The 22,725-nt window shown below is 37.0% G+C and carries 24 protein-coding genes; 9 read left to right on the top strand and 15 right to left on the bottom strand.

The annotated features are described in order from the left end of the window. The first annotated feature begins 50 nt into the window (after positions 1-50). Positions 51-1,004 carry an aldo/keto reductase gene (locus RM549_RS08820; protein WP_311683852.1) on the top strand — a complete coding sequence of 318 codons (954 nt, stop codon included), beginning with the start codon at positions 51-53 and terminating at the stop codon, positions 1,002-1,004. A gap of 184 nt (positions 1,005-1,188) precedes the next feature. Here the strand turns inward: RM549_RS08820 and hisS are convergent, their stop codons facing one another. After that, positions 1,189-2,574 carry a histidine--tRNA ligase gene (gene hisS / locus RM549_RS08815; protein WP_311683850.1) on the bottom strand — a complete coding sequence of 462 codons (1,386 nt, stop codon included), beginning with the start codon at positions 2,572-2,574 and terminating at the stop codon, positions 1,189-1,191. Positions 2,575-2,746: 172 nt separating this feature from the next. On the opposite strand from hisS, the gene RM549_RS08810 reads away from it, so the two are divergent. Next, a complete protein-coding gene (locus RM549_RS08810) occupies positions 2,747-3,988 on the top strand; it encodes an ABC transporter permease (protein ID WP_311683848.1) in 1,242 nt (413 codons plus the stop codon). A 33-nt stretch (positions 3,989-4,021) separates the two neighbouring features. Here RM549_RS08810 and RM549_RS08805 read toward each other — a convergent pair whose 3' ends face one another. The 4 genes from RM549_RS08805 to rpsF form a co-directional block, all read right to left on the bottom strand. Next, the gene (locus tag RM549_RS08805; protein WP_311683847.1) at positions 4,022-4,495 is read right to left on the bottom strand and encodes a DUF6495 family protein; all 474 of its coding nucleotides are present in this window, start codon (positions 4,493-4,495) and stop codon (positions 4,022-4,024) included. 68 nt (positions 4,496-4,563) lie between these two features. Further along, positions 4,564-5,013 (bottom strand): 50S ribosomal protein L9, encoded by a 450-nt coding sequence (rplI, locus tag RM549_RS08800; RefSeq protein ID WP_311683846.1) that lies wholly within the window; start codon positions 5,011-5,013, stop codon positions 4,564-4,566. 12 nt (positions 5,014-5,025) lie between these two features. After that, complete coding sequence (rpsR, locus tag RM549_RS08795) at positions 5,026-5,325, bottom strand: 30S ribosomal protein S18 (RefSeq protein ID WP_311484368.1); 300 nt, start codon at positions 5,323-5,325, stop codon at positions 5,026-5,028. Positions 5,326-5,327: 2 nt separating this feature from the next. Then, positions 5,328-5,666: a 30S ribosomal protein S6 gene (gene rpsF / locus RM549_RS08790; RefSeq protein ID WP_311683845.1), complete on the bottom strand. Its 339-nt coding sequence runs from the start codon at positions 5,664-5,666 to the stop codon at positions 5,328-5,330. Positions 5,667-5,833: 167 nt separating this feature from the next. Between rpsF and RM549_RS08785 the strand changes: the two genes are divergently transcribed. Further along, positions 5,834-6,544 carry a LytR/AlgR family response regulator transcription factor gene (locus RM549_RS08785; RefSeq protein WP_311683843.1) on the top strand — a complete coding sequence of 237 codons (711 nt, stop codon included), beginning with the start codon at positions 5,834-5,836 and terminating at the stop codon, positions 6,542-6,544. 92 nt (positions 6,545-6,636) lie between these two features. Here RM549_RS08785 and priA read toward each other — a convergent pair whose 3' ends face one another. From priA to nadC, 5 genes are all read right to left on the bottom strand, one after another. Then, positions 6,637-9,090: a replication restart helicase PriA gene (priA, locus tag RM549_RS08780; RefSeq protein WP_311683841.1), complete on the bottom strand. Its 2,454-nt coding sequence runs from the start codon at positions 9,088-9,090 to the stop codon at positions 6,637-6,639. Between the two features lie 97 nt (positions 9,091-9,187). Then, complete coding sequence (locus tag RM549_RS08775) at positions 9,188-9,625, bottom strand: DUF2147 domain-containing protein (RefSeq protein ID WP_311683839.1); 438 nt, start codon at positions 9,623-9,625, stop codon at positions 9,188-9,190. A 21-nt stretch (positions 9,626-9,646) separates the two neighbouring features. Further along, positions 9,647-10,207: a chalcone isomerase family protein gene (locus RM549_RS08770; RefSeq protein ID WP_311683837.1), complete on the bottom strand. Its 561-nt coding sequence runs from the start codon at positions 10,205-10,207 to the stop codon at positions 9,647-9,649. 32 nt (positions 10,208-10,239) lie between these two features. Continuing rightward, positions 10,240-11,160: a YihY/virulence factor BrkB family protein gene (locus tag RM549_RS08765; RefSeq protein WP_311683834.1), complete on the bottom strand. Its 921-nt coding sequence runs from the start codon at positions 11,158-11,160 to the stop codon at positions 10,240-10,242. 4 nt (positions 11,161-11,164) lie between these two features. Then, complete coding sequence (gene nadC / locus RM549_RS08760) at positions 11,165-12,022, bottom strand: carboxylating nicotinate-nucleotide diphosphorylase (RefSeq protein WP_311683929.1); 858 nt, start codon at positions 12,020-12,022, stop codon at positions 11,165-11,167. A gap of 51 nt (positions 12,023-12,073) precedes the next feature. On the opposite strand from nadC, the gene rlmH reads away from it, so the two are divergent. From rlmH to RM549_RS08740, 4 genes are all read left to right on the top strand, one after another. Then, complete coding sequence (rlmH, locus tag RM549_RS08755) at positions 12,074-12,547, top strand: 23S rRNA (pseudouridine(1915)-N(3))-methyltransferase RlmH (protein WP_311683833.1); 474 nt, start codon at positions 12,074-12,076, stop codon at positions 12,545-12,547. A gap of 5 nt (positions 12,548-12,552) precedes the next feature. Then, the gene (locus RM549_RS08750) at positions 12,553-13,125 is read left to right on the top strand and encodes a non-canonical purine NTP diphosphatase (RefSeq protein WP_311683832.1); all 573 of its coding nucleotides are present in this window, start codon (positions 12,553-12,555) and stop codon (positions 13,123-13,125) included. Between the two features lie 67 nt (positions 13,126-13,192). Continuing rightward, positions 13,193-14,992, top strand: coding sequence for a DEAD/DEAH box helicase (locus RM549_RS08745; protein WP_311683830.1), 1,800 nt, complete (start codon positions 13,193-13,195; stop codon positions 14,990-14,992). 65 nt (positions 14,993-15,057) lie between these two features. Then, on the top strand, positions 15,058-15,813 hold the full coding sequence (locus RM549_RS08740) for a carboxypeptidase-like regulatory domain-containing protein (RefSeq protein ID WP_311683828.1): 756 nt from the start codon (positions 15,058-15,060) through the stop codon (positions 15,811-15,813). Between the two features lie 3 nt (positions 15,814-15,816). Here RM549_RS08740 and RM549_RS08735 read toward each other — a convergent pair whose 3' ends face one another. Both RM549_RS08735 and RM549_RS08730 read right to left on the bottom strand, forming a co-directional pair. After that, on the bottom strand, positions 15,817-16,344 hold the full coding sequence (locus RM549_RS08735) for an SRPBCC family protein (RefSeq protein WP_311683826.1): 528 nt from the start codon (positions 16,342-16,344) through the stop codon (positions 15,817-15,819). A 38-nt stretch (positions 16,345-16,382) separates the two neighbouring features. Continuing rightward, a complete protein-coding gene (locus RM549_RS08730) occupies positions 16,383-17,033 on the bottom strand; it encodes a TrmH family RNA methyltransferase (RefSeq protein ID WP_311683824.1) in 651 nt (216 codons plus the stop codon). A gap of 140 nt (positions 17,034-17,173) precedes the next feature. On the opposite strand from RM549_RS08730, the gene RM549_RS08725 reads away from it, so the two are divergent. Beyond that, on the top strand, positions 17,174-17,860 hold the full coding sequence (locus RM549_RS08725; RefSeq protein ID WP_311683822.1) for an SIR2 family NAD-dependent protein deacylase: 687 nt from the start codon (positions 17,174-17,176) through the stop codon (positions 17,858-17,860). Between the two features lie 81 nt (positions 17,861-17,941). Further along, positions 17,942-19,279 carry an adenylosuccinate lyase gene (gene purB, locus RM549_RS08720; RefSeq protein WP_311683820.1) on the top strand — a complete coding sequence of 446 codons (1,338 nt, stop codon included), beginning with the start codon at positions 17,942-17,944 and terminating at the stop codon, positions 19,277-19,279. A 61-nt stretch (positions 19,280-19,340) separates the two neighbouring features. Here purB and RM549_RS08715 read toward each other — a convergent pair whose 3' ends face one another. From RM549_RS08715 to RM549_RS08705, 3 genes are read right to left on the bottom strand one after another with little or no spacing between them, the layout of a single operon-like run. Next, positions 19,341-19,901 carry a biliverdin-producing heme oxygenase gene (locus RM549_RS08715; RefSeq protein ID WP_311683818.1) on the bottom strand — a complete coding sequence of 187 codons (561 nt, stop codon included), beginning with the start codon at positions 19,899-19,901 and terminating at the stop codon, positions 19,341-19,343. Next, positions 19,891-20,448 carry a response regulator transcription factor gene (locus RM549_RS08710; RefSeq protein ID WP_311683816.1) on the bottom strand — a complete coding sequence of 186 codons (558 nt, stop codon included), beginning with the start codon at positions 20,446-20,448 and terminating at the stop codon, positions 19,891-19,893. The genes RM549_RS08715 and RM549_RS08710 overlap by 11 nt, the downstream gene beginning before the upstream one ends. A gap of 53 nt (positions 20,449-20,501) precedes the next feature. Then, positions 20,502-22,724, bottom strand: coding sequence for an ATP-binding protein (locus RM549_RS08705; protein ID WP_311683814.1), 2,223 nt, complete (start codon positions 22,722-22,724; stop codon positions 20,502-20,504). Position 22,725: the final 1 nt, after the last annotated feature.

Here is a 22,725-nt window from a genome sequence, read left to right as displayed (position 1 = left end):
GATATACCTTCAGGAGTTGTTATTTTAAGACCAACAAAAAATTCCTCTATATGCAGTACAAAAAACTTGGAAATACAGATTTACAGACCGCTCCTATAGTCTTTGGAGGAAATGTTTTCGGCTGGACTTTAAATGAAAAGAAATCTTTTAAAATGCTGGACGAACTTTTTGAAAAAGGATTTACAACTATAGATACAGCAGATGTTTATTCCCGCTGGGCAGAAGGAAATAAAGGAGGGGAATCTGAGCGGATAATTGGGAAATGGATGAAGGAACGCGGCGTTCGGGATAAAATCAATCTGGCTACAAAAGTTGGATCCAGCATGCAGCAGGGCGGAGACAAAGATATCTCACGCTCCCACATTTTGAAAGCCTCAGAAGATTCTTTAAAACGGCTGCAGACAGATTATATAGATTTATACTACACGCATTGGGATGATAACAAAACTCCTGTAGAAGAAACGCTGGAGACTTATCAGCAATTGATAAATGAAGGAAAAGTAAGATATATAGGAGCTTCCAATTTGTCTCCGGAAAGATTACAGACTTCTTTGGATGCTGCAAAACGAAGTAGTTTACCAAAGTATGAAGTTTTTCAACCGGAATATTCCCTTGTCGAAAGGGCAAAATTTGAAGGGAAAATCCGGGACATTTGTCAGCAGAATAATCTTTCAGTATTAAGCTATTTTTCACTGGCAAGTGGTTTTCTCACCGGAAAATACCAGGATAAAGAGGATATCCATGGGAAAGAACGGGCAATGTTCCTAAAAGATTATTTTAGCGACCGGGGCAAGAATATTTTAAAAGCGATTCATGATGTTTCTAATGAATACATGGTTTCTGAAGCTGCCATAGCACTTGCATGGCTCATGCAAAGACCGGGTATCACTGCTCCTATCGCCAGCGCAACCAAGAAATCCCACCTGAAATCATTTTTCCAGGCAATTGATATTGATTTATCCAAAGAACACATGCAACAACTTAATGAGGCCAGCGCGTATTAAGTTTATAATATGGAGATGAAAATTAAACCCAAGGCTTAAAATGGCAATTTTCGATCTCTATTTCTTATTTGTTCCCGGTTCTCTTGCAGCGTAGCGGTCTTGTCTCCTGTTTCTGTTCGTTGTCTGTTAAAAATAAATTAGATGCTCAAAATGCCATTTAATATCTTTTCACTTTCTTAATTGCTTACTGTATATTGTTAGCAGATAAGATTTCCAGCAACTCTTTAGCGTTTACCTTTTGTTGGTCTCCGGATTTCATGTTTTTCAGTGTAAATTTTTCCTGAACCATCTCTTCTTCTCCAGCCAACACCACAAACGGAATATCACGCTTATTAGCGTGGTTCATCTGCTTCTTCATTTTAGCCGAATCTGGAAAAAGCTCTGCAGTCACATCTTCTTCCCTTAGCCTTCGTACTGCCTTAAGAGCGTAAAGGGCTTCTTTGTCTCCGAAATTGATAAAAAGCACCCTTGTATTTTCGGTAACAGCCGGAGGGAACAAATCGAGTTCTTCCAGGACCAGAAAAATCCGGTCCAGACCAAAGGAGATTCCAACACCGCTCATGTTTTTAAGACCGAAGATTCCAGTAAGGTCATCATAACGGCCGCCACCGCCAATAGATCCCATTTTTACCTCCTGTGGTGCGGCAACTTCAAAAATCGCCCCAGTGTAATAATTGAGTCCGCGGGCGAGTGTTACATCAAGGTCGATAATTGCCGTTTTAAGGGGCATGCTTAAAATGGCATTTTGAATGAATTCAAGTTCTGCAATTCCGGCTTTTCCGGTTTCTGAAGTAGCCAGAATCTGCTTTAAAACATCAATTTTTTCTAAGAAATCCCCTTTTAATCCGAAAATTGGCTGAATTTTCTCCAAAGCAGCTTCAGAAATGCCCTTTTCAAGCATTTCTTTCTTCACGCCTTCCTCCCCGATCTTATCCAGCTTGTCCAAAGCGACTGTAAAATCGATTAATTTGTCTTTTTCACCAATAACTTCAGCAAAACCAGATAAAATTTTACGATTGTTGATTTTTATGGTCACCCCTTTCAGGTTAAGTGCAGTAAAAACAGCATCATAAAGCTGAACAAATTCGACTTCCTGCCACAAACTGTCACTTCCAACCACATCTGCATCACATTGAAAAAACTCTCTAAATCTTCCTTTTTGTGGCCTGTCTGCTCTCCAAACCGGCTGAATTTGATACCGCTTAAACGGAAATTCTATTTCATTTTGATGCTGTACAACATAACGCGCAAAAGGTACGGTAAGATCATAGCGCAGGGCTTTTTCACTAATTGAAGAAGTGATTTTGAGACTATCCTTCTCAGTATAAGCCTTTGCATCCGCCTTCCGGAGAAAATCCCCGGAATTGAGAATTTTAAAAATCAGCCTGTCCCCTTCTTCTCCGTATTTACCCATAAGCGTATCAGAATTTTCAAAACTCGGCGTTTCTATAGGCTGAAATCCAAATTTTTTAAACTGATGTTGAATATTTTCGATGATATAATTCCGCTTTGCCACCTCTGCCGGTGAAAAATCTCTTGTGCCTTTTGGGATAGAAGGTTTTTGTGCCATAAATTCTAATTAACGGCTCATGCCGCTGTTTTAATTTGATTATCTTAGACCACTGCATCAGTCTAACGGGGTGCAAATATCTTAATTTTTGAACGAACCTGAACAAATTTAAAATTTTAAGTAACAATACCAGTTTTCCAGAGTCTAACCTTTGAGTACGAAATAATTTTCCATGTTTTCATTACTAAAAGAAAATATACGCATTGCCATAACTTCTATTAGAAGTCAATCCCTTAGAACAATTCTTACGGTACTTATCATTGCTATAGGTATCACTGCGCTGGTTGGAATTTTGAGCGCTGTTGCGGCTTTAGAGAACACTATCGGGAATAATTTTGCTTCTATGGGAGCGAACACTTTTAATATACAACGTTATGATGTCACATTTCAAAGAAGTGGTGGCGGTGAGAGGCAAAAGGTGAATCCTGTGGTTACCTATCAGGAAGTAAAAAAATTCGAAGAGAATTTTATATATCCCTTTTCGCAAACGGCAGTTTCATTTACCGGAACAAGTGCTGCGGAAGTAAAATATCAAAATGATAAAACAGATCCTGAAGTGGCTGTTTTGGGAGCAAATGAAAATTATCTCTCCAACTCCGGACTAGAAATTGAAGAAGGTCGGGATTTTAATGTTTTTGACCTTCAGAACAATAATAACGTTGCCATAATAGGTGCCGACTTTAAAGATGGTTTGTTCAAGGGGCAAAATCCGGTGGATAAAACCATTAGCATACGCGGAGCAAAATTCAGAGTAATTGGAGTACTGGAATCCAAGGGTTCAACTTTTGGAAACAATCAGGATTTACGGGTAATAATTCCAATTCAACAGGCGCGTTCGCTCTTTACACAACCAAATATCAACTATAATGTAAGCGTAAAGGTCGATAATAAAGAATATCTGGAAGGAGCACAGAGTGAAGCAATTATCACCTTCAGAAATATAAGAAAACTGAATCCGGTAGAAGAAAATAACTTCGGAATCCAGCGTAGTGATGACCTTATTAATCGCATTCTTTCTATAACTGAATATCTTAATTATGCTGCCTGGGTAATCTCCATTATTACGATTTTTGGTTCTTCTATAGCTCTAATGAATATCATGCTGGTTTCTGTAACCGAAAGGACACGTGAAATTGGAGTACGGAAAGCACTTGGAGCAAAAAAAGGTACGATTGCAGGTCAATTTTTTATTGAAACGCTATTAATCGGGCAGCTGGGAGGAATACTAGGAATCTTACTCGGAATCCTGATTGGCTACGGAGTTGCAAAATTTGCTGAATTTGACTTCGCGACGCCGTGGGTTGCAATCATCTGGGCCACCGCTATAACTATATTTGTAGCCATTCTCGCAGGAAGTTTTCCTGCTATAAAAGCTGCAAAACAAGATCCTATTGAATCGTTGAGATACGAATAAAGAAATTGATAATTGTTAATTGTCAATTGAAGATTACTCCTGCACTACTTCCTGCAAGTACTTATAAAGGTCTCCTTTGGTGATGTTGGCTCCCTGGCGGATTAATGCAAAAATATCTTTATTCCTGTCATCACTTATGGCTTTAGTAGAAGTATAAATAGTAACATTATCGTCCATTAGATTATTTCTTAACCAATTATAGCCGGTTTTAGAAGTTATATCAATTTCCTGGCTATCTACTTTAATAGCAATAAGATTAATAGTAGCTGCAGTAATATTAAAGAGGAACATCTGGTTGGGAGAAAAGTGCTCCAGATATTCTACTTTGTTTAAAACACCTTCCCAGATAAGGTCACTAAAAAGATCAAGTTCCTTTTCGGCAACTTCGGGTTTATTTGCTTTTATATCCTCCCACTCTTCTGCAGTAATAGATTGCGTGGCCAGAAAGTTGATAAACTCCTGATGCATTTCTTCAAATTGTTCTTTTGTGAGTCTGCTATACTTCATAATGAAATTCCTGAAAAAAGAAAAGCCTACTCAATAAATGAGCAGGCTTAAAATTATAGTAAAATAAATTAAGCTTCACCTACCACGTCAAAAGTAAAGTTTGAAATTACTTCACGGTGAAAACGCAAAGTAGCTTCGTACTGTCCCAAACGCTTGATGTTTCCACCTGCGATGCTAATATATTTTCTATCAATTGTTACCCCTTCCTTAGAAAGAGCTTCAGCTAAATCTGCATCTGTAATAGATCCAAACAATTTATCTCCAGCTCCTGATTTTGCAGTAAGCTTGATCTCGATATTGTTAAGTTTTTCAGCCTGAGTTTTAGCTTCATCAATATTCTTCTGTTCCTTATATGCACGTTGCTTAAGAGTCTCTGCCAATACCTTTCTGGTTGACGGAGTTGCAAGTTCAGCATATCCCTGAGGAATTAGGTAATTTCTGCCGTAACCGTTTTTCACGTTTACAACATCATCTTTAAACCCTAATTTATCTACGTCTTTCTTTAGTATTAATTCCATAATTGCCTCTTTTTATTTTAATAAATCACCAACATATGGCATTAACGCTAAATGACGAGCTCGTTTTACCGCAACAGCCACTTTTCTCTGGTACTTTAGAGAGGTACCTGTTAATCGACGTGGTAACAATTTACCCTGGTCGTTTACCAATCCCATAAGAAAATCTGGATCTTTATAGTCGATATATTTAATACCAGACCTTTTAAATCTACAATATTTCTTTGCTTTGGTAGTCTCTATATTAAGAGGAGTAAGATATCTAATCTCTCCGTCTTTCTTTCCTTTTGCTTGTTGTTCAATAGATGTAGCCATACTTACGCTTTTTCCTGGATTCGTGATCTTCTTTTATCTGCCCAAGCTGCAGCATGCTTATCCAACCTCACAGTTAAATAACGCATCATACGCTCGTCTCTTCTAAATGCCAACTCAAGAGGTTCAATAGTCTCTCCCGGAGCTTCATAATCAAATAGGTGGTAAAAACCACTTTTTTTGTGTTGGATTGCATAAGCTAATTTTTTTAGCCCCCAATCTTCTTTGGCTATCATCTTGGCACCTTTAGAAACAAGAAATTCTTCATATTTCTTAACTGTTTCCTTTATCTGATCATCAGATAAAACGGGATTCAAGATGAAAACAGTTTCATAACGATTCATAAATATTTGTTTTAATTAAATTGGCTGCAAAAATAGAACTATTTTTTATATTTACAAAGCCTTATATTAAGGATAAAACACAGTTTTTAACGGTGAAAATTAAGTTTGTTTTGTATATAACAAATTTAATGTTTAATATTGTTTATGCCTAACCTATCCTTAAAAGCGTGGAAGAAATACTACTCAAATGTGCAGTTGTAGATGATTCGAGTTTACAGCGGCTATCCATTGTAAAACTTATAAAAGATCATCCTAATCTTAAGCTGGTGGCGGAATACAACAACGCCATAGAGACTAAGAACGGACTGCTTGACAATGAAACCGACCTGATCTTCCTGGATATTGAGATGCCGATCCTTTCGGGATTTGAACTTCTGGACGACCTTCCTAACAAACCACAAATTATATTTGTTACAGGAAAAACAAAGTATGCATTTAAAGCTTTTGATTATGACGCGGTTGATTATATTCACAAACCTGTTAATAAGGAGCGCTTTAATAATGCAGTGAATAAAGCTATTAACCTTTTCAAACTTAAACACCAAAACGCAGCACCAGAAGATGAAGATTTTATTTTTGTGAAAAGCAATCTAAAAAATCGTAAAGTTTATCTGAATAGGCTTAAATATATCCAGGCCCTTGGTGATTATGTGAAATTTATAACCGAAAAAGATAATTTTGTTGTGCTGGCCACGATGAAGTCTTTTGAAAAACAGCTACCAAGCGACCGATTTTTGCGTATCCATAAATCCTATATTGTAAATCTTGAAAAAATCGAAAGGTACAATAGCAAGAATATAGAAATAGACAAACAGAAATTACCACTTAGCAGGCACAAGAAAAATAATCTTGTAGAAGCTTTAAGCGCTATCCAGTAATATAAAAACAGGACCTCCCTACAGGTTCTTCTTTATAATCAACTTCTATCCTCTTTTACCAGGTTTACTCCTCACATTATAAGAATTCCCCACTAAACAGGATCTACATTTATCACCACTTTTACACTCCTGAAAGCTCCAATAGCTTTAAAACTGCTCATGATTTTATGCACAACCGTTTTTGTCTTTCCAAGGGATTGCTGTTGTGGAATCTTTAGTAAAATATTTTTGTAATATTCATTACGGATTCTCGCTACCGGTGGAAATTCTGGCCCCAGAACATATTGATCAAAAACGTTGCTCAAAGATTTTGCCAGCCAGTCACCAGCATCATTTGTTTTAAAATAATCCCTGCTCTTTAATGTAAAGCGTATAAGCCGGAAAAACGGCGGATATTTATAATTGTACCGCTCTTCCAGCTGATCCTTGTACATCCCTGCATAGTCATTGGTTGAAACCTGCTGAATTATCTGGTGATATGGATTAAAACTCTGGATTAAAACTTTACCCCTCTTCTTTGTTCTTCCCGCTCTTCCTGCCACCTGCAACATTAGCTGGAAGCTTCGTTCGTGAGCACGAAAATCAGGGAAATTCAACAGGTTATCTGCATTCATAATTCCTACAAGACTTACATGCCTGAAGTCCAATCCCTTCGTAAGCATTTGTGTTCCCACCAGAATATCAATTTCCTGTTGCTCAAACGCGTTGATAATTTTTTCGTAGCCATATTTCCCACGGGTAGAATCCTGATCCATTCTCCCGATTTTATGATCAGGAAATAAAGATTTCAATTCCGTTTCTATTTGTTCCGTTCCAAATCCTTTAGTAGAAATGTCGCTGCTGTCACAGGCCATACATTTTTTCTGCATAGCAATGTGATAGCCGCAATAGTGGCACCTAAGCTGGTTATTGTGACTATGATACGTTAAACTAACATCACAATTAGGACATTGTGGGGAATGTCCGCAGGTATTACACTCCAGAATGGGTGAAAATCCGCGCCTATTCTGGAAGAGGATAACCTGTTCTTCTTCTTTTAGTACTGTTTTTATTTCTTCCAGAAGCCGGTCAGAAAAATGGCCGGTCATTAATTTCTTCTTGTGTTTCGTTTTAATATCAACAATCTCAATTTCGGGAAGGAGCACATCTCCATACCGGCGATTAAGTTCCACGAGACCATATTTGTGATGCTGCGCATTAAAATAAGACTCTAAGGAAGGAGTTGCAGATCCCAGAATAATATTAGCTTTAAAAAGGTTTGCCAAAACCACGGCAGCATCACGGGCATGATATCTTGGTGCGGGATCAAATTGCTTAAATGTTCCTTCGTGTTCCTCGTCTACCACAATTAGCCCCAGGTCTGAAAACGGAAGAAAAATAGCAGACCTTGCTCCTATTACTATTTGTCCTTTATTATCATTGGCCAAAACATGCCTGTATATCTCTACACGTTCATTCATGGAATACTTACTATGATAAACAAGTACCTTTTCCCCAAAATAGCTCTGCAGCCGCTGAATGAGTTGAGTGGTAAGTGCGATTTCAGGAAGCAGATATAAAGCCTGCTTTCCTTCTTTTATTACTTCCTGAATTAAGCGGATGTAAATTTCTGTTTTTCCTGAAGATGTAATTCCATGAAGAAGACAAACCTCATCATTTTGAAAATTTTCCTTTACTTCCCGAAAAGCTTTCTCCTGGTATTCATTAAAAACAAGCTCTGAATTTTTAGCCTCTCCTGAAAAAATATTTCTATCTGTTTCCAAAAAGTACTCTTCCATAAAACCTTTGTTTATCAAACTCTTTAGAACTGTTGCTGAAGAATTGCTTTTTTGAATTAAATGCTTCACTTTAACAGGTTTCGAGCTATGAGCTTTCAAACTGAAATAATTAAGCACAATTTCCCTTTGCTTTGGCGCTCTCTCCAGTTCATCTAATAGCTTGTGCATTGCCTCCTCTCCCGCATGGGCTGCAGCCAGGCGCACAAACCTTACTTTCTTTGGCTTGTATTGCTCATAAACTTCCTGGTTTAAGGCTACTATTCCTTTTTCCACAAGTCTGTTAATAACCGGTAGTGCATTCTTTCTGTCCAGTAGCTGTGTGACTTCCTGAATCTTCAGAGAAGATTGTCTCTGCAGTGCTTCCACTACAAGATATTCATCATCATCCAAATCTTCCGTTTCGGTTTCCACAGAGGCAATTAATTTCACTATACTTTCACTCTCCAGTAAAAAAGCTCCCGGAAGTGCAGCACGTAAAACATCTCCTTCTGCACACATATAATAAGAAGCTATCCATTTCCAGAATTTTAATTGATGTCCTGTAATTAGCGCTGTCTTATCAAGAATTTGATGTATGGGTTTTGCTTCATAAATCTCAGGCGGATTTTGATGAATATCAGCCACTATTCCTGAATAGACTTTAGATTTCCCAAAAGGAACAGTAACCCGCATCCCCTTTTTTAGATATTCGGCTTCTTGTGGATCAACCGAATATGTAAAACGCTTACCAAGTGGGAGGGGCAAAATAACATCTATAAAAAACGACATGGACGAAATTTGTTATTCTTGTTTTATCTCCTGACTGTAAAAATAAAAAACCATTCCTGTTAAAGAATGGTTTAATATCTATATTTATGAAAGATAGCTATTTCAGTCTCTCCCAGACTTTCGTCTTGTAGAAAAAAGCTATATATCCACGAACATAAAGTTTATCCGGATTTTCCGGATCCAACCATATTTTACATTTATATTCCTTTCCTGATTCAGGATCTATTATAACTCCATCTTCATAACCGTCACCTTCCTTTTCCAGCCCTCTCATTATCACCAGTCCCTCCAACGGCTCATTATGAAGATCTCCTTCACACGCAGTACATTTTCTATCTCTATCTTCTTCCTTCATTATCTTCTCTATCCTTCCGAAGATCTGGTTATCCTGTTCATAAACTTCTATAATAGAATTTACTTTTCCTTCATCATTACGATTCTCCCATTTATCCAAAACTGTCTGAGCCAAAATCAGGTTAAACGAAGAAAAACCCATAAAAAAAAGAATAGATAAAAACGTTTTGATATTTGTCATTGTTCTTATGTGAAGAAATTATTATTTACCTAGCATAGCATCCTTTAAATCACCATCAGCAGGATCGTTCGCGAGCCAAATACCAAAAAGGGCTTTTTTAAATTCCATTCCTTCAATTTGTCCTTTCATTTGGCCATTTTTAATTAAAACCACTCCTTTTCCCGGCGCATGTATAATATCAAAAACGTCCCCTTTTTTAATCTCTTCCTGCAGAAATCCAATCACCTCTTTAATTTCGGAAGCAATGGGAGCTGTATTTCCATTGGTTGACTTTTCAAATCCTTCTTTAATTGCATCTATCATCTTCTCACTGCTCACCATCTTGGATACAATGTTTAACTTAATAGCCATAGGTTCACTAGCAGCCACAATTTTATTGGCATCAGCAGATTTTGCCTTTAAATACAACCCGGCGGCATATAAATCTATCCAAAACTTTTCTCTCATTCCTGCTCCATTGAGCACAAGGGTATGATCTTCAAAAGTGAATGTATTTGGTAAAGTAGCATCTCCTACAGTGGTTTGGGCAGATCCTAAATTAATGCTGCATATGACAAGCATCAGAAACATAAGTTTTTTCATGATTTTTTGATTTTTTATTACTTATAAAGTTATCATTTTTTCCTCTTCATTTTTATTAATGATGCATTTAATTCGAATCCTAATAATAATATGTTAGAATTCAGCCAGATATATACCATTAAAATTAAAAGTGCGCCAATTGATCCATATAATTCGTTATAAGAGGAAAAATTTTCTATATACAATCCGAAAACAAAAGTTGTAATCATAATAAGTACAGTGGTAAAGATTGCTCCTATAGAAAAAAATCTTGCTTGCCTTGCTTCTTTAGTTCCAAAGTAATAAAGAGTTGCCACGGCTACATATATCAAAAGGACAAAAGCTGTGTATTTTACAAAACCTGCCCCTTGTCCATTTCTTTCAACAAGGCCAAAACTATAAAGATCATCAACAGCGTAAGTAAGGTAAACCGTTAGTATAATTGTAATAAACAACAACAGTGCCATGATGAAAGACACTCCTATGGCAACAAAGTATTGTCGTACTATAGACCTATTTCGTTTTGTATGATAAGAAAATTCAAAACTGGTAAAAATAGCATTTATTCCATTTGTCATAAGGAAAATGGAAAGAATAAAAGAAATTGATAATAGTCCACCTCTTTGATTATCAGCAATGTCATATAAAATTTGGTCAAAGTAATCTACCGTATTTGGAGGTAGTAAATCGAGCATAAATGTTAGAAACTGGAGTTGAAAATCATCAATAAAATTGATATAGGGAACCAGGTTGAGGATAAAAAGTAAGAAAGGAAAAAGAGCCATAAAAAAACTAAAAGCAATGGCACTGGCTCTGGTAGAAAATGTTCCTTTAATTATTCCTCCAGAATAAATAATCCACAAATTATAGAGCGTCAAACCTTCGGAACCCGGGATTTGTATTTTCCTGGATTTTCTCTCTCCCCAATTGGAAAGATCTTTCAATTTAGAGTTAAACGCTTCTTTTAAAGCCATGCTTTTATATAGCTTTTAAGCTAAGATCCATATTATGGACAGAGTGTGTAAGCGATCCACTGGAGATATAATCCACACCACAATCGGCATATTTAGGGGCGGTTTCTAGGGTAATTCCACCACTGGATTCTGTAAGACATCTACCATTAATAAGCTTAATAGCTTTTCTTGTATCTTCGTAATTAAAATTATCAATTAAAATCCTGTAAACACCTTCAGACCGTAATATTTCTTTTATCTCATCCAAATTACGGGCTTCTACTATAATTTTAAGATCTAAATCCTTTTCTTTCAGGTATTTTTTTGTCTTGTCAATTGCTTTTGTAATTCCTCCAGCAAAGTCTATATGATTATCTTTGAGCATAATCATATCATAAAGGGCAAAACGATGATTTTCACCTCCTCCAATTTTTACTGCCCATTTTTCCAGTGCACGAATTCCCGGGGTTGTTTTACGGGTATCCAGAATTTGGGTACTGGTACCTTTAAGCCTCTCTACAAATTCTGCAGTTTTCGTCGCAATCGCACTCATGCGCTGCATACCGTTTAGCACCAAACGTTCTGCCTTTAAGATAGAACGGGAATGACCTTCAACATAAAACACAACATCACCTCTTTTCACTCTTTCGCCATCCTTGATCTGAATATCCAGAGTAAGCTCAGGATCTACAGAATAACAAACTCTCCTGGCAAATTCCACACCGGCAATAACCCCTTGCTCCTTGACCAGTAATTTTGCTTTTCCGGTTGCACTTTCAGGAATACAGGCAAGGGAACTGTGATCGCCATCTCCAACATCTTCTCGTATTGCATTGGTAATAATTAGATCAATTTCTTTTTCAAATTGTGCGGCTGAGATCATTTTCAATACTTATTTTTGTAAATGTAGCAAAGTCTGCGCTAAATCTACAGGATGACTATAAAATTACTTTGTATAGGAAAGACAGATAATAAGCAGCTTCAACAACTAATTGATATTTATCTGAAGCGGCTTCAGTTTTACAATAAATTTGAATTAGAAATAATTCCTGACCTGAAAAAAGCTAAGAATTTAGATGAGAATCAGCAGAAATTAAAGGAAGGAGAACTAATTCTGTCAAAACTTCAAAATTCTGATTTTCTCGTGTTGCTGGACGAAAATGGAAAGCAATTTTCTTCGGAAAGTTTTTCGGAATATATTCAGAAAAGGTTAAACAGCGGATTAAAACAGCTCATCTTTGTTATAGGTGGCCCATATGGTTTTTCTGAAGATGTTTACCAAAGAGCCAATGCTAAGATATCCCTGTCTAAAATGACTTTTTCGCACCAAATGGTCCGACTTTTTTTTACAGAACAGGTATATCGTGCTTTTACTATTCTTAAAAATGAACCTTATCATCACAAATAATAAATATGAAACTAGTTTTTGCCACACATAACCAGAACAAATTAAAGGAAATAAAAGCCTTACTACCTGAGAGCATAGAACTGCTTTCGCTTAATGATATTAATTGTGTAGAGGATATTCCTGAAACTGCCGATACCATAGAAGGTAATGCTTTACTTAAAGCAGAATATGTAAAAGAAAATTACGGCTACGACTGCTTTGCAGATGATACAGGCATTGAGGTAGAGGCTCTTGAGGGAAAACCTGGAGTTTTTTCTGCCCGTTATGCGGGAGAAGAAAAAAATGATGAAGCTAATATTCAGAAATTACTAACCAATTTAAAGGAGAAGAAAAACAGGCGCGCACAATTTAAAACCGTTATCGCGCTATGTTTAGAGGATAACAAGGATATTTTTACCGGAATTTGTAAAGGAAGGGTTCTGGAGGAGAAACGAGGTACTAATGGTTTTGGATATGATCCTGTTTTTAAGCCTGAAGGTGAAGAACTTAGCTTCGCCGAAATGGCAATGGGTAAAAAAGCGGCCATAAGCCACCGCGGAAAAGCATTTAAAAAGCTTATTTCATTCTTAAAGGAATAAGGAAAAAAAGATAATGCTCAAAGCTGCAAACTATTACGTACCTTTGCAACTTATTTTAAAGATATACATGAATAAATTCGAACAATTAGGTTTAAATCCCTCTATTTTAAAAGCTGTTGAAGATATGGGCTTTGAAAGTCCAAGTGAAGTACAAGAAAAAGCTATACCAATTTTACTGCAGGACGACACAGATATGGTCGCCCTGGCTCAAACAGGAACGGGAAAAACAGCGGCCTTTGGTTTTCCGCTAATTCAAAAGATCAACGCAGATGCGAGGCATACCCAGGCGCTAATACTTTCGCCTACACGTGAGCTATGCCTGCAGATCACCAATGAAATCAAGAACTACTCCAAATACGAAAAATCCATAAATCCTGTAGCTATTTATGGTGGTGCCAGCATTACAGACCAGGCAAGACAAATTGAACGTGGTGCCCAGATTATTGTAGCGACGCCAGGAAGAATGCAGGATATGATCAACAGAAAACTTGTTGATATTTCCAGAATAGAATACTGTGTTCTTGATGAGGCTGATGAAATGCTTAACATGGGCTTCTTTGAAGACATTACTGCAATTTTATCCCATACTCCAAAAGAAAAGAACACGTGGTTATTTTCGGCAACAATGCCTAAAGAAGTAGCTACAATTGCCAAAAAATTTATGCGTTCTCCTGTAGAAATTACAGTCGGAACAAAAAACATGGGAGCTACTAACGTTTCCCACGAATATTATTTGATTAATTCCCGTGACAGGTATGCAGCCTTAAAACGTCTTGCAGATGCCAATCCGGATATTTTTTCAGTTATTTTTTGCCGTACCAAAAGAGATACCCAAAAAGTAGCAGAAAGGTTAATTGAAGATGGATACAGTGCTGCTGCACTACATGGGGATTTAAGCCAGAACCAGAGAGACCTGGTAATGAAGAGCTTTAGAAGCAGGCAAATCCAGATGCTCGTTGCTACAGATGTTGCCGCGAGAGGAATTGATGTTGATGATATTACGCACGTAATCAATTACCAGTTACCAGACGAAATTGAAACTTATACCCACAGGAGCGGTAGAACCGGAAGAGCGGGAAAGAGTGGTGTTTCTATGGTTATAATTTCTAAAAGTGAACTTAGAAAAATAAAAAGCATTGAACGGATTATTGGCCAGTCCTTTGAGCAGAAAGATATTCCTGACGGAATGGAAATTTGTCGTGTTCAGCTTTTTCATCTTGCCAATGATATTAAGGACACTAAAATAAATCCGGAAATAGAACCTTACTTACCGAGTATTACTGAAGTTCTTCAGGATTTTTCCAAGGAAGAACTTATCAAAAAAGTTTTTTCGGTTGAGTTTACCAGATTCTTTAACTACTACAAAAATGCTCCGGATTTAAGTTCCAAAAATGCAGGAGGCGTAGCTTCTTCGGATACTAATTCCACACGTTATTTTATTAATGTAGGCTCTAAAGACGATTTTGACTGGATGAGTCTTAAAGACTTTTTAAAGGCTACTTTAGACCTTGGAAGGGATGATGTTTATAAAGTAGACGTGAAAGAAAGTTTCTCTTTCTTTAATACCGATGCTGCACATACAGATAAGGTACTGGAAACATTTAGCGAGTTTAAACATGACGGAAGACATGTTAATGTTGAAGTAACCAAAGACTCCGGAAAAGGAAATCGCGGTGGCGGTGGAAGCGGAGGTGGAAAAAGAAATTTTTCTGATAAAAAGCGATCTTTTAAATCAAATTCAGACGGAGGTTCACGTAGAAGATCCGGTGGAGATTCTGATTCTAAAGGAAGAAGCAGGGGGAAAAAAACGGGAAGTCGGAATAAGAATATTGAAAGCTCTATAAAAAGAAGACGTTCTAAGAACTAAATTCAGAAAAAGGAATTTCTGGCATTGTTTTTTATAGGTATTTTATATTTTAGGCCCCAATCGTTATGAAAAAGAACTTCCTACTCTTAATCCTATTATTTATTGGCTATTGCGGTTTTTCGCAGGATATAGTTAACGGGGTGGTAATGAATGCCGCCGATGACAGACCCATCGAAAGGGTTCATATTGTGAACCTTAATCAGGTAAAAGGAACTATAAGCAATGAGGAAGGAGAATTTGAATTACAGGCTACTGTTAATGACACATTATACTTTTCGTATCTGGGATTCAGGTCAATTAAGGTAAGGGTTACAAATGACTGGCTTAAATACGGCAATGTAAAAGTAAAGATGACCGAACTGGGGATTGCTTTGGAAGAAGTGGTTCTTAGTCCGGTTACACTTACTGGTTATTTAGAGATTGATGCCAAAAACATCCCGATTTACGAAAATTACAGATATAGCATTTCCGGTTTAAATACAGGATATGAAGGAGGTGATAATTCTCCCAACGCGGTTTCGCGGGTTTTGGGATCTATCTTTAATCCTGCCGATGTACTTCATAATATTTTTGGCCAGCGGCCAAAGCAGATGCGTAAATTGAGGCAGATGAAGGAAGAACAGGAAATAAGACAGCTTCTTCAGAATAAGTACGACCGGGAAACCCTTACTGCGCTTCTTCAGGTTGAAAAAGCTGAAATTAATGAAATCCTCCTAAGATGTAATTATTCTAAAGATTTTATGAAAACAGCCAATGATCTGCAAATTTTGGATGCCATAAGCGGCTGTTATGAGGAATTTAAGGTTCTTCAAAAAAGGTAATTTTTATTCTTCCAGCATCTTTTTAAGGTTCTTTAGACCTCTTTCAATATTTTTTGCGAGTAACCGCTCCACACCATAAAACAAGCTTATGATTGTAAGTGGAAAGGGAATGTGACCTTTTACACCCCAAACCATTTTTGTTTTTTCATGTTCTATTTCTTTTACTCCAATGTAGGTAAGCGCATTTAATTTAAAAGGCTTGATAAAAAGGATCTTTGTTTCCAGTACTTTGCCCTGTCTTACCTTTACAATTCTTTGGATTCCCTCCCCAACTTTTCTATTACCTTTCCAATAAAAAGAAGCTTCAGGTTTACCATCCGTTCCTTTATATTTTAAAATTGCGTCAGGATCTCTTTGAAACCATGGCATCCATAATGGTTGTTTCCTTAATTGCCTCACAAAACCATAAACTTCTTCCTTGGGCCTGTTAATTACAATGGTTCGGCTTAAATCGTATTCCTTTTTTGCCCATGCGTGCAAAAAAGCAAAGAAGGTTATAATAGCAATTATTATGTAAAAGAATAGGGTCATTTAAAGTCCTAATAAAATTTGAAAAGTTAAAAAATAAATTACAATCTCAGAAAGTCTTCTTTTAATTTGTCAGCATTCTTCAGGCTTTTTTCTGCCCATGCTAAATGTAGAACAAATTTCTCCTTCTCGCTAAGCTGCCAGTTATAAGAACTTACTTTAAGCCGGTAAACCAATGACTGCAAAATAATGGCTGCGGAAACAGAAATATTAAGGCTTTCAGTAAACCCATACATCGGGATCTTAAGAACGGCATCTGCATTTTCAACAAATTCCGGCGTTAATCCGTGTTTTTCTGTTCCGAAGAAAATGGCTGCGGGAGAGGATATATCAAAATCCTGAAGTAGATCTGCATCTCCATGAGGACTAGTGGCAACAATTCTATATCCTTTTTTACGCAAATGAGCAAGACAGTTTCCTGTAGAATTATATCTGTTTACACTTACCCATTTTTGCGCACCCATAGCAATTTCCTTATCTATCCTTCTCGGGTTCTTTTCTTCAATAACATGGATATTCTGCAGTCCAAAAACATCACAACTTCTAAGGACCGCACTGGTATTATGTAGTTGATACACATCCTGTGTCGCAACAGTAAAATAATTTGTTCTTTCAGATAACACTTTCTCAAACAGCATTCTTCTTCTTGGAGTAAGAAAGCTTAGCAGGTAATTTAGTAGTTCTTGATTCATTGAGTATAAAAGTAAAAAATACATTTAAATGTTCACATCTTTGATAATATTAAATCTTTAAGTTTAAGACTGAGTTTTTTCAGAAGGATAATATTGAGTATCTTCTATTCCTTAACAGTAAAAAACTTAATGTCAACTTTATGAAAAACCTTGTAGTCCTATCCGGTGCAGGAATTAGTGCAGAAAGCGGAATAAATACCTTTCGGGATGCCAACGGACTTTGGGAAGGCCATGATGTTATGGAAGTAGCCTCTCCCTTGGGATGGCAAAATAATATGGAACTAGTGCTGGATTTTTACAACAAGCGCAGGAAGCAACTTTTGGAAGTTGAACCCAATGCTGCCCATCACGCCCTGGCCAAACTTCAGGATGATTTTAATATGGAAATAATTACGCAAAATGTTGATGACTTGCATGAGCGCGCAGGAAGTAAAAACGTAATACACCTCCACGGGGAATTGCTAAAGGTAAGAAGTACTTTTGACGATAATCTCGTGATGGATTGGAAAAAGGACCTTAAATTAGGCGATTTTTGTGAACATAACCACCAGCTAAGACCTCATGTAGTATGGTTTGGAGAAGCAGTTCCTATGCTTGAAAAAGCTGCAGAAATTTGCTCTAAAGCAGATTTAGTAATTATAATTGGAACTTCTATGCAGGTTTATCCTGCTGCAGGTTTAATAGATTTTGCTCCTGAAAATATTCCGATTTACTTTATTGATCCTAAACCCAGCATTTCCGGCTTTAAGAATCTAACCATTATTTCTGAAAAAGCTTCTACTGGTGTTCCTCAATTAGTAGAAGAGCTGATAAAAAAGAATGTATAGTTCTTGAAAAAATCACATTAGTTCATCTTCAAAAAATTATTGGAAGCCCTATCTTTACTCCTTTAATTTTAAACTATTACAATGACAGCGCTTACTGCAATTTCCCCTATAGACGGCAGGTACCATTCTAAAACCAAAGAACTTTCTACTTATTTTAGTGAAGAAGCCCTTATAAAGTACAGGGTGAAAGTTGAAGTTGAATATTTTATAGCTTTATGTGAGCTCCCACTTCCGCAGTTAAAGTCTGTCGATACTTCTGTATTCCCAAAGCTAAGAGCCTTGTATGAAGATTTTTCTACTGAAGATGCACAAGCCATAAAAGAAATAGAAAAAGTAACCAATCACGACGTAAAAGCAGTAGAGTATTTTCTTAAAGAAAAATTTGATAAACTGGGGCTACAGGACTCCAAAGAGTTTATACATTTTGGACTCACTTCTCAGGATATAAATAACACGGCTATTCCTTTAAGCATTAAGGATGCTATTGCTGCTACTTATATCCCGTGTGTTAGTGATGTTCAACAAAAACTTACGCAGTTATCGCAGGACTGGTCTTCTGTTCCATTACTGGCACGTACGCATGGTCAACCTGCCTCCCCTACCCGATTAGGAAAGGAAATTGAAGTTTTTATCACCCGACTGGAAGCACAACTGGACATGCTGAATTCTATCCCTCATGCTGCCAAGTTTGGCGGAGCTACAGGAAATTTTAATGCCCATAAAGTCGCTTATCCCGATATTGACTGGAAAGAATTTGGATCTGGATTCGTGAAGAATAAGCTCGGACTTTATCATTCTTTTCCAACTACTCAAATTGAGCACTACGATCATATGGCTGCGCTTTTTGATGCCTTAAAGCGTATAAATACAATCCTTTTAGATTTAGACCGTGATATCTGGACTTATGTCTCTATGGATTATTTTAAACAGAAAATTAAAAAAGGTGAGATTGGGTCTTCAGCCATGCCGCATAAGGTGAACCCGATAGATTTTGAAAACAGCGAGGGAAATCTCGGTATAGCCAATGCTATTTTTGAACATTTATCTGCGAAATTGCCGGTGAGCAGGTTACAGCGTGATTTAACCGATAGTACTGTCTTAAGGAATGTTGGCGTACCAATAGGTCACACTCTTATTGCATTTAAATCTACTTTAAAAGGTTTAAATAAATTATTGCTGAACGAGGAGAAGTTAAATGCCGATCTTGAAAACAATTGGGCTGTCGTGGCAGAAGCCCTACAAACTATTTTAAGAAGAGAAGGCTTTAAAAACCCTTACGAAGCGCTAAAAGGACTCACACGTACTAACGAAAGGATCAATAAAAAGAGTATAGTCGATTTTATTGAAACCTTGGATGTTTCTGAAAACATCAAAAAAGAAATGCAAAAAATAACCCCGCAGAATTACACAGGAATATAATGGAATTTTGACATGGCGAACACAGAAACAGAAATTTTATTTTTCTGTTTCTGTGTTCGTTTCATTTAGATAGTACAAATTGTTGTCTGAATACCTGTCCAAAAAATTCAAAAGTTTCTTTTGCTTTATTTATAGCTGAAGCTTTTTCTTCTTCAGTAAAACTTCTGGAATTAAGAAGCTTTTTAAATTCATTCCAGGATTTTAAGCTATCCCGTTTGCCATTAAAGAAGTAATGGTTCTCTATTGGAGCTAATTTATCGCATTTTTTTAAGTTCCGGGAGATTAGCATTCCCCCCATGGCAGAACCTTCTACAACATAAGCCGCTCCAAGTGCTTCTACTTCAGAATTACAGTAAAATTCATTGCCGGGAAAGGAAGGTATTTTGGCAGGAAGATCAAGCTGCTTCAGATCCTTTTCCAGTGCCTTATGCTTTTCTCCTTCATATCCTGAAATCTGCGCAGCAATTTCCTTTTCTGAAATAGCATATGCCACATAATTCTGATAAAGAAGATTCTTGTATTGATCTATAGAAATGCTGTGATCCATTATTCTACCGGCGGCATTTTCCTGTTCTATCTGCTCATGAAGCTCTGCAGTAGATTCCCTTAACTCACTCAGCATCTCTCTCTAGTTTAATCTGGTCTATATTTGTCCTTATCTTGGCTAGATAATTCTTTTGCTCCTCACTATCGGCTTCAAAATCATCCAGGTACCGGTAAATCTGGTTTACAGCTATTTTATTTTGCCTTATTTTCTCCCTTAAGTCTTCCTTTTCGACCATATTAAAAACCACCTGCTTAAACAGCGGCTTTAATTTCTCGCCCATTATCCTCATATTTTTTTTCAGGACAAAACCCGATGCTCCTGTAAGAATAGTATTAGCAGCCAACTCCTCATCATCAATAGTTCCTGTTACAAAAATAAAAGGAATCCCGGAATCAAAATCTTTTACAAGACGGAGCACATCCAAACCGGTAAAAGCTGGTAAATTATAATCTGAAAGAACTACATCTGGCACAAAATTGCGCAGGAGTCTGGATACCTCCTCAAGGTTATCAGTAACCATTATTTCAGGTTTTTCTACGATTTTCCTGATGTGATAACTAATTAGATCAGCATCAGTCTTAAAATCTTCAACCAGTAATATTCTTAAAACTGTTTTTATCATTGCGAGAAAATTCTGCTGAAAATAAGAAAAATTTCAGAATTATCAAGAATCAATTATTCCTCTTTTAAAGTAAAGAAAAAAGTAGTGCCTTCTCCTAAAGCTGTTTCTACCCAAATTTCTCCCTTATGCTTCTCCACCACCTTTTTTGCAATCGCCAGACCTACTCCAGAGCCTTGATATTTGTCTCCTGCAAGTCGGGTAAAGACTTCAAAGACCTTATCTCCATGTTTTTGATCGAACCCAATACCATTATCCTTTACAAAAAATACAGTTTCTAAATTATTTTTAAACGAACCTATTTCCAGGAGCGGCTTTTCTTTTCCAGAAGAATATTTGATGGCGTTATCAATAAGGTTATTCATTAATTGGGAAATCATTCTTTTATCTGCCTCGATATTTGGCAAATTTCGATCTACACTTATTTCTGCATTGGGAAAATGAATTTCCCGATTTTTCGAGAGTATGATTTCATCCACCAGCTCCTTTAATGAAAATTTGTTTTTCACAAGGCGTGCCTGTCCTACCTTGGAGTAAGAGAGAATATCTTCTATAAGTACATCCATCCTTTCCACAGATTTTAAAATAACATTTACTGCATTCTGGCCAAAATCATCAAGTTTTGGTGCGTAATCTTCAGAAAGGATTTGTGCGAAACCTTCTATTCCCCGCAATGGTCCCCTAAGGTCATGAGAAACGCTGTAACTGAAAGTTTTTAGTTCTTTATTTGCTTCAGAAAGGTTATGGTTTAATTCTTCAATTTTCACTTTTTGTCTCTTTACAAGAACATGGGTAATAGTATCCTGCAAAGCTATCGCCGCTTCAAAATCATATTTTTCCCAATTTACTGCCACACCAGAGACTTCTTGTGCCCAACGTTCAAAAGATTTCCGGGGGCTCAAATATTCAATTCCGTCCTTTACAATACCGTTCTTTTGCGGATTACCGCCCCAATTTACTGTACTGGAACTTTGTGGTCTAAACCACATTATAAATTCCTCCTTCACCTCTCCAATACGCACACTTAATAATCCGGAAGCTGTTTCTTTAAATTCTTCAGCGGGAGTATAGTGTTTAGAAAGGTGTTTGGTTTGAAAAAATCTCTCCTTTTTCTCACCTAAAAAATTAAGGATAAGCAAAATAATTTCTTCTTCCGCAGGTGTACTGCCTACAAGTCTCAATTTTCCGTTTGAGTAAACTGCACCGCCGCCACAATTAATAATATCTGTAAAGCGGGAATTATTAGCTGTTATTGCCTCTATAATATCAGAACCCGAATTCATAAATGAAAGCAATTCTTTTCTGACTTCTTCAGATTTGGCGATTTCGTTTAGAAAAATATTAGAGGTTTTAAGTGCCAGTTTATTAGAAAAAACCTGGGTGAGAAACTTACACGATTGCCTTTGATGATAATTAATAAACTTAGGACTGTAATGATGGCAAGCCAGCAGACCCCAAAGCTTTCCATTTAAAACAATAGCAGCAGTTAGGGAAGCACCTACTTCCATATTTCTTAAATATTCTATATGAATAGGTGAAACTCCCCGTAATTCGGATTTGGAAATATCCAGCGGCTGATTTGTAATTGGTGAAATTGCGGGATGAATTTCCGAAGCTTTATGCTTAACATCAGCAATTATCCTTACACCTTGTTTAAGAAAAATTTCCCTGGCCGGCTTTGGAATATCTGTAGCCGGGTAGTGTAACCCAAGCCAACTTTCCAGTTCCTGTTCCCGTACCTCTGCCACCACTTCTCCATTCCAGTCTTCATCAAACCGATACATCATCACGCGATCGTACTCATATAAATAATTAACCAGCGAAACAGCCTGCTGGCACATCTCTTCTATAGTTTGTGTCTCATCAATTTCGTTATTGATCTTTACCAGCTGATCCTGAAATACAACAGGATCTATGGAATTACCAAAAGGCTCTATATCCAGGACGAGATGAGCTCCGGACATATGCGGAATCATAAAATAACGAGAGCCATTTAGATGCAATTCCTCAGGAAGCAACGGTTTCTTCGCTAAAACATTTTTGTGTAGCGTTTCTATTTTTTCTGAACGTAGTATAAAAGAAAGTGGCTTTGATAATACATCCTGAAGCTTAAAGTTTAAAGTTTCTTCAATATTCCCACTACACTGGGTTATTGTAAAATCTAATTTGTTACAGACCAGGATTACTCCATGGGCCTGAGATTGTGGTATAATATGAATAGGTTCTCTGTCGCAATTTGTTATATTCACGTTCCCCGGCACATCTGGGTCTACAGCCATA

Source organism: Autumnicola patrickiae (assembly GCF_031846525.1).
Lineage (GTDB): Bacteria > Bacteroidota > Bacteroidia > Flavobacteriales > Flavobacteriaceae > Autumnicola > Autumnicola patrickiae.
This window is presented reverse-complemented; position numbering and strand designations above follow the sequence as displayed.

Bases quoted from the DNA above. Each gene is read 5' to 3' on its own strand.
- RM549_RS08820 (WP_311683852.1), top strand. From the start codon at position 51: ATGCAGTACAAAAAACTTGGAAATACAGATTTACAGACCGCTCCTATA.
- hisS (WP_311683850.1), bottom strand. From the start codon at position 2,574: ATGGCACAAAAACCTTCTATCCCAAAAGGCACAAGAGATTTTTCACCG.
- RM549_RS08810 (WP_311683848.1), top strand. From the start codon at position 2,747: ATGTTTTCATTACTAAAAGAAAATATACGCATTGCCATAACTTCTATT.
- RM549_RS08805 (WP_311683847.1), bottom strand. From the start codon at position 4,495: ATGAAGTATAGCAGACTCACAAAAGAACAATTTGAAGAAATGCATCAG.
- rplI (WP_311683846.1), bottom strand. From the start codon at position 5,013: ATGGAATTAATACTAAAGAAAGACGTAGATAAATTAGGGTTTAAAGAT.
- rpsR (WP_311484368.1), bottom strand. From the start codon at position 5,325: ATGGCTACATCTATTGAACAACAAGCAAAAGGAAAGAAAGACGGAGAG.
- rpsF (WP_311683845.1), bottom strand. From the start codon at position 5,666: ATGAATCGTTATGAAACTGTTTTCATCTTGAATCCCGTTTTATCTGAT.
- priA (WP_311683841.1), bottom strand. From the start codon at position 9,090: ATGTCGTTTTTTATAGATGTTATTTTGCCCCTCCCACTTGGTAAGCGT.
- RM549_RS08775 (WP_311683839.1), bottom strand. From the start codon at position 9,625: ATGACAAATATCAAAACGTTTTTATCTATTCTTTTTTTTATGGGTTTT.
- RM549_RS08770 (WP_311683837.1), bottom strand. From the start codon at position 10,207: ATGAAAAAACTTATGTTTCTGATGCTTGTCATATGCAGCATTAATTTA.
- RM549_RS08765 (WP_311683834.1), bottom strand. From the start codon at position 11,160: ATGGCTTTAAAAGAAGCGTTTAACTCTAAATTGAAAGATCTTTCCAAT.
- nadC (WP_311683929.1), bottom strand. From the start codon at position 12,022: ATGATCTCAGCCGCACAATTTGAAAAAGAAATTGATCTAATTATTACC.
- rlmH (WP_311683833.1), top strand. From the start codon at position 12,074: ATGACTATAAAATTACTTTGTATAGGAAAGACAGATAATAAGCAGCTT.
- RM549_RS08750 (WP_311683832.1), top strand. From the start codon at position 12,553: ATGAAACTAGTTTTTGCCACACATAACCAGAACAAATTAAAGGAAATA.
- RM549_RS08745 (WP_311683830.1), top strand. From the start codon at position 13,193: ATGAATAAATTCGAACAATTAGGTTTAAATCCCTCTATTTTAAAAGCT.
- RM549_RS08740 (WP_311683828.1), top strand. From the start codon at position 15,058: ATGAAAAAGAACTTCCTACTCTTAATCCTATTATTTATTGGCTATTGC.
- RM549_RS08735 (WP_311683826.1), bottom strand. From the start codon at position 16,344: ATGACCCTATTCTTTTACATAATAATTGCTATTATAACCTTCTTTGCT.
- RM549_RS08730 (WP_311683824.1), bottom strand. From the start codon at position 17,033: ATGAATCAAGAACTACTAAATTACCTGCTAAGCTTTCTTACTCCAAGA.
- RM549_RS08725 (WP_311683822.1), top strand. From the start codon at position 17,174: ATGAAAAACCTTGTAGTCCTATCCGGTGCAGGAATTAGTGCAGAAAGC.
- purB (WP_311683820.1), top strand. From the start codon at position 17,942: ATGACAGCGCTTACTGCAATTTCCCCTATAGACGGCAGGTACCATTCT.
- RM549_RS08715 (WP_311683818.1), bottom strand. From the start codon at position 19,901: ATGCTGAGTGAGTTAAGGGAATCTACTGCAGAGCTTCATGAGCAGATA.
- RM549_RS08710 (WP_311683816.1), bottom strand. From the start codon at position 20,448: ATGATAAAAACAGTTTTAAGAATATTACTGGTTGAAGATTTTAAGACT.
- RM549_RS08705 (WP_311683814.1), bottom strand. From the start codon at position 22,724: ATGGCTGTAGACCCAGATGTGCCGGGGAACGTGAATATAACAAATTGC.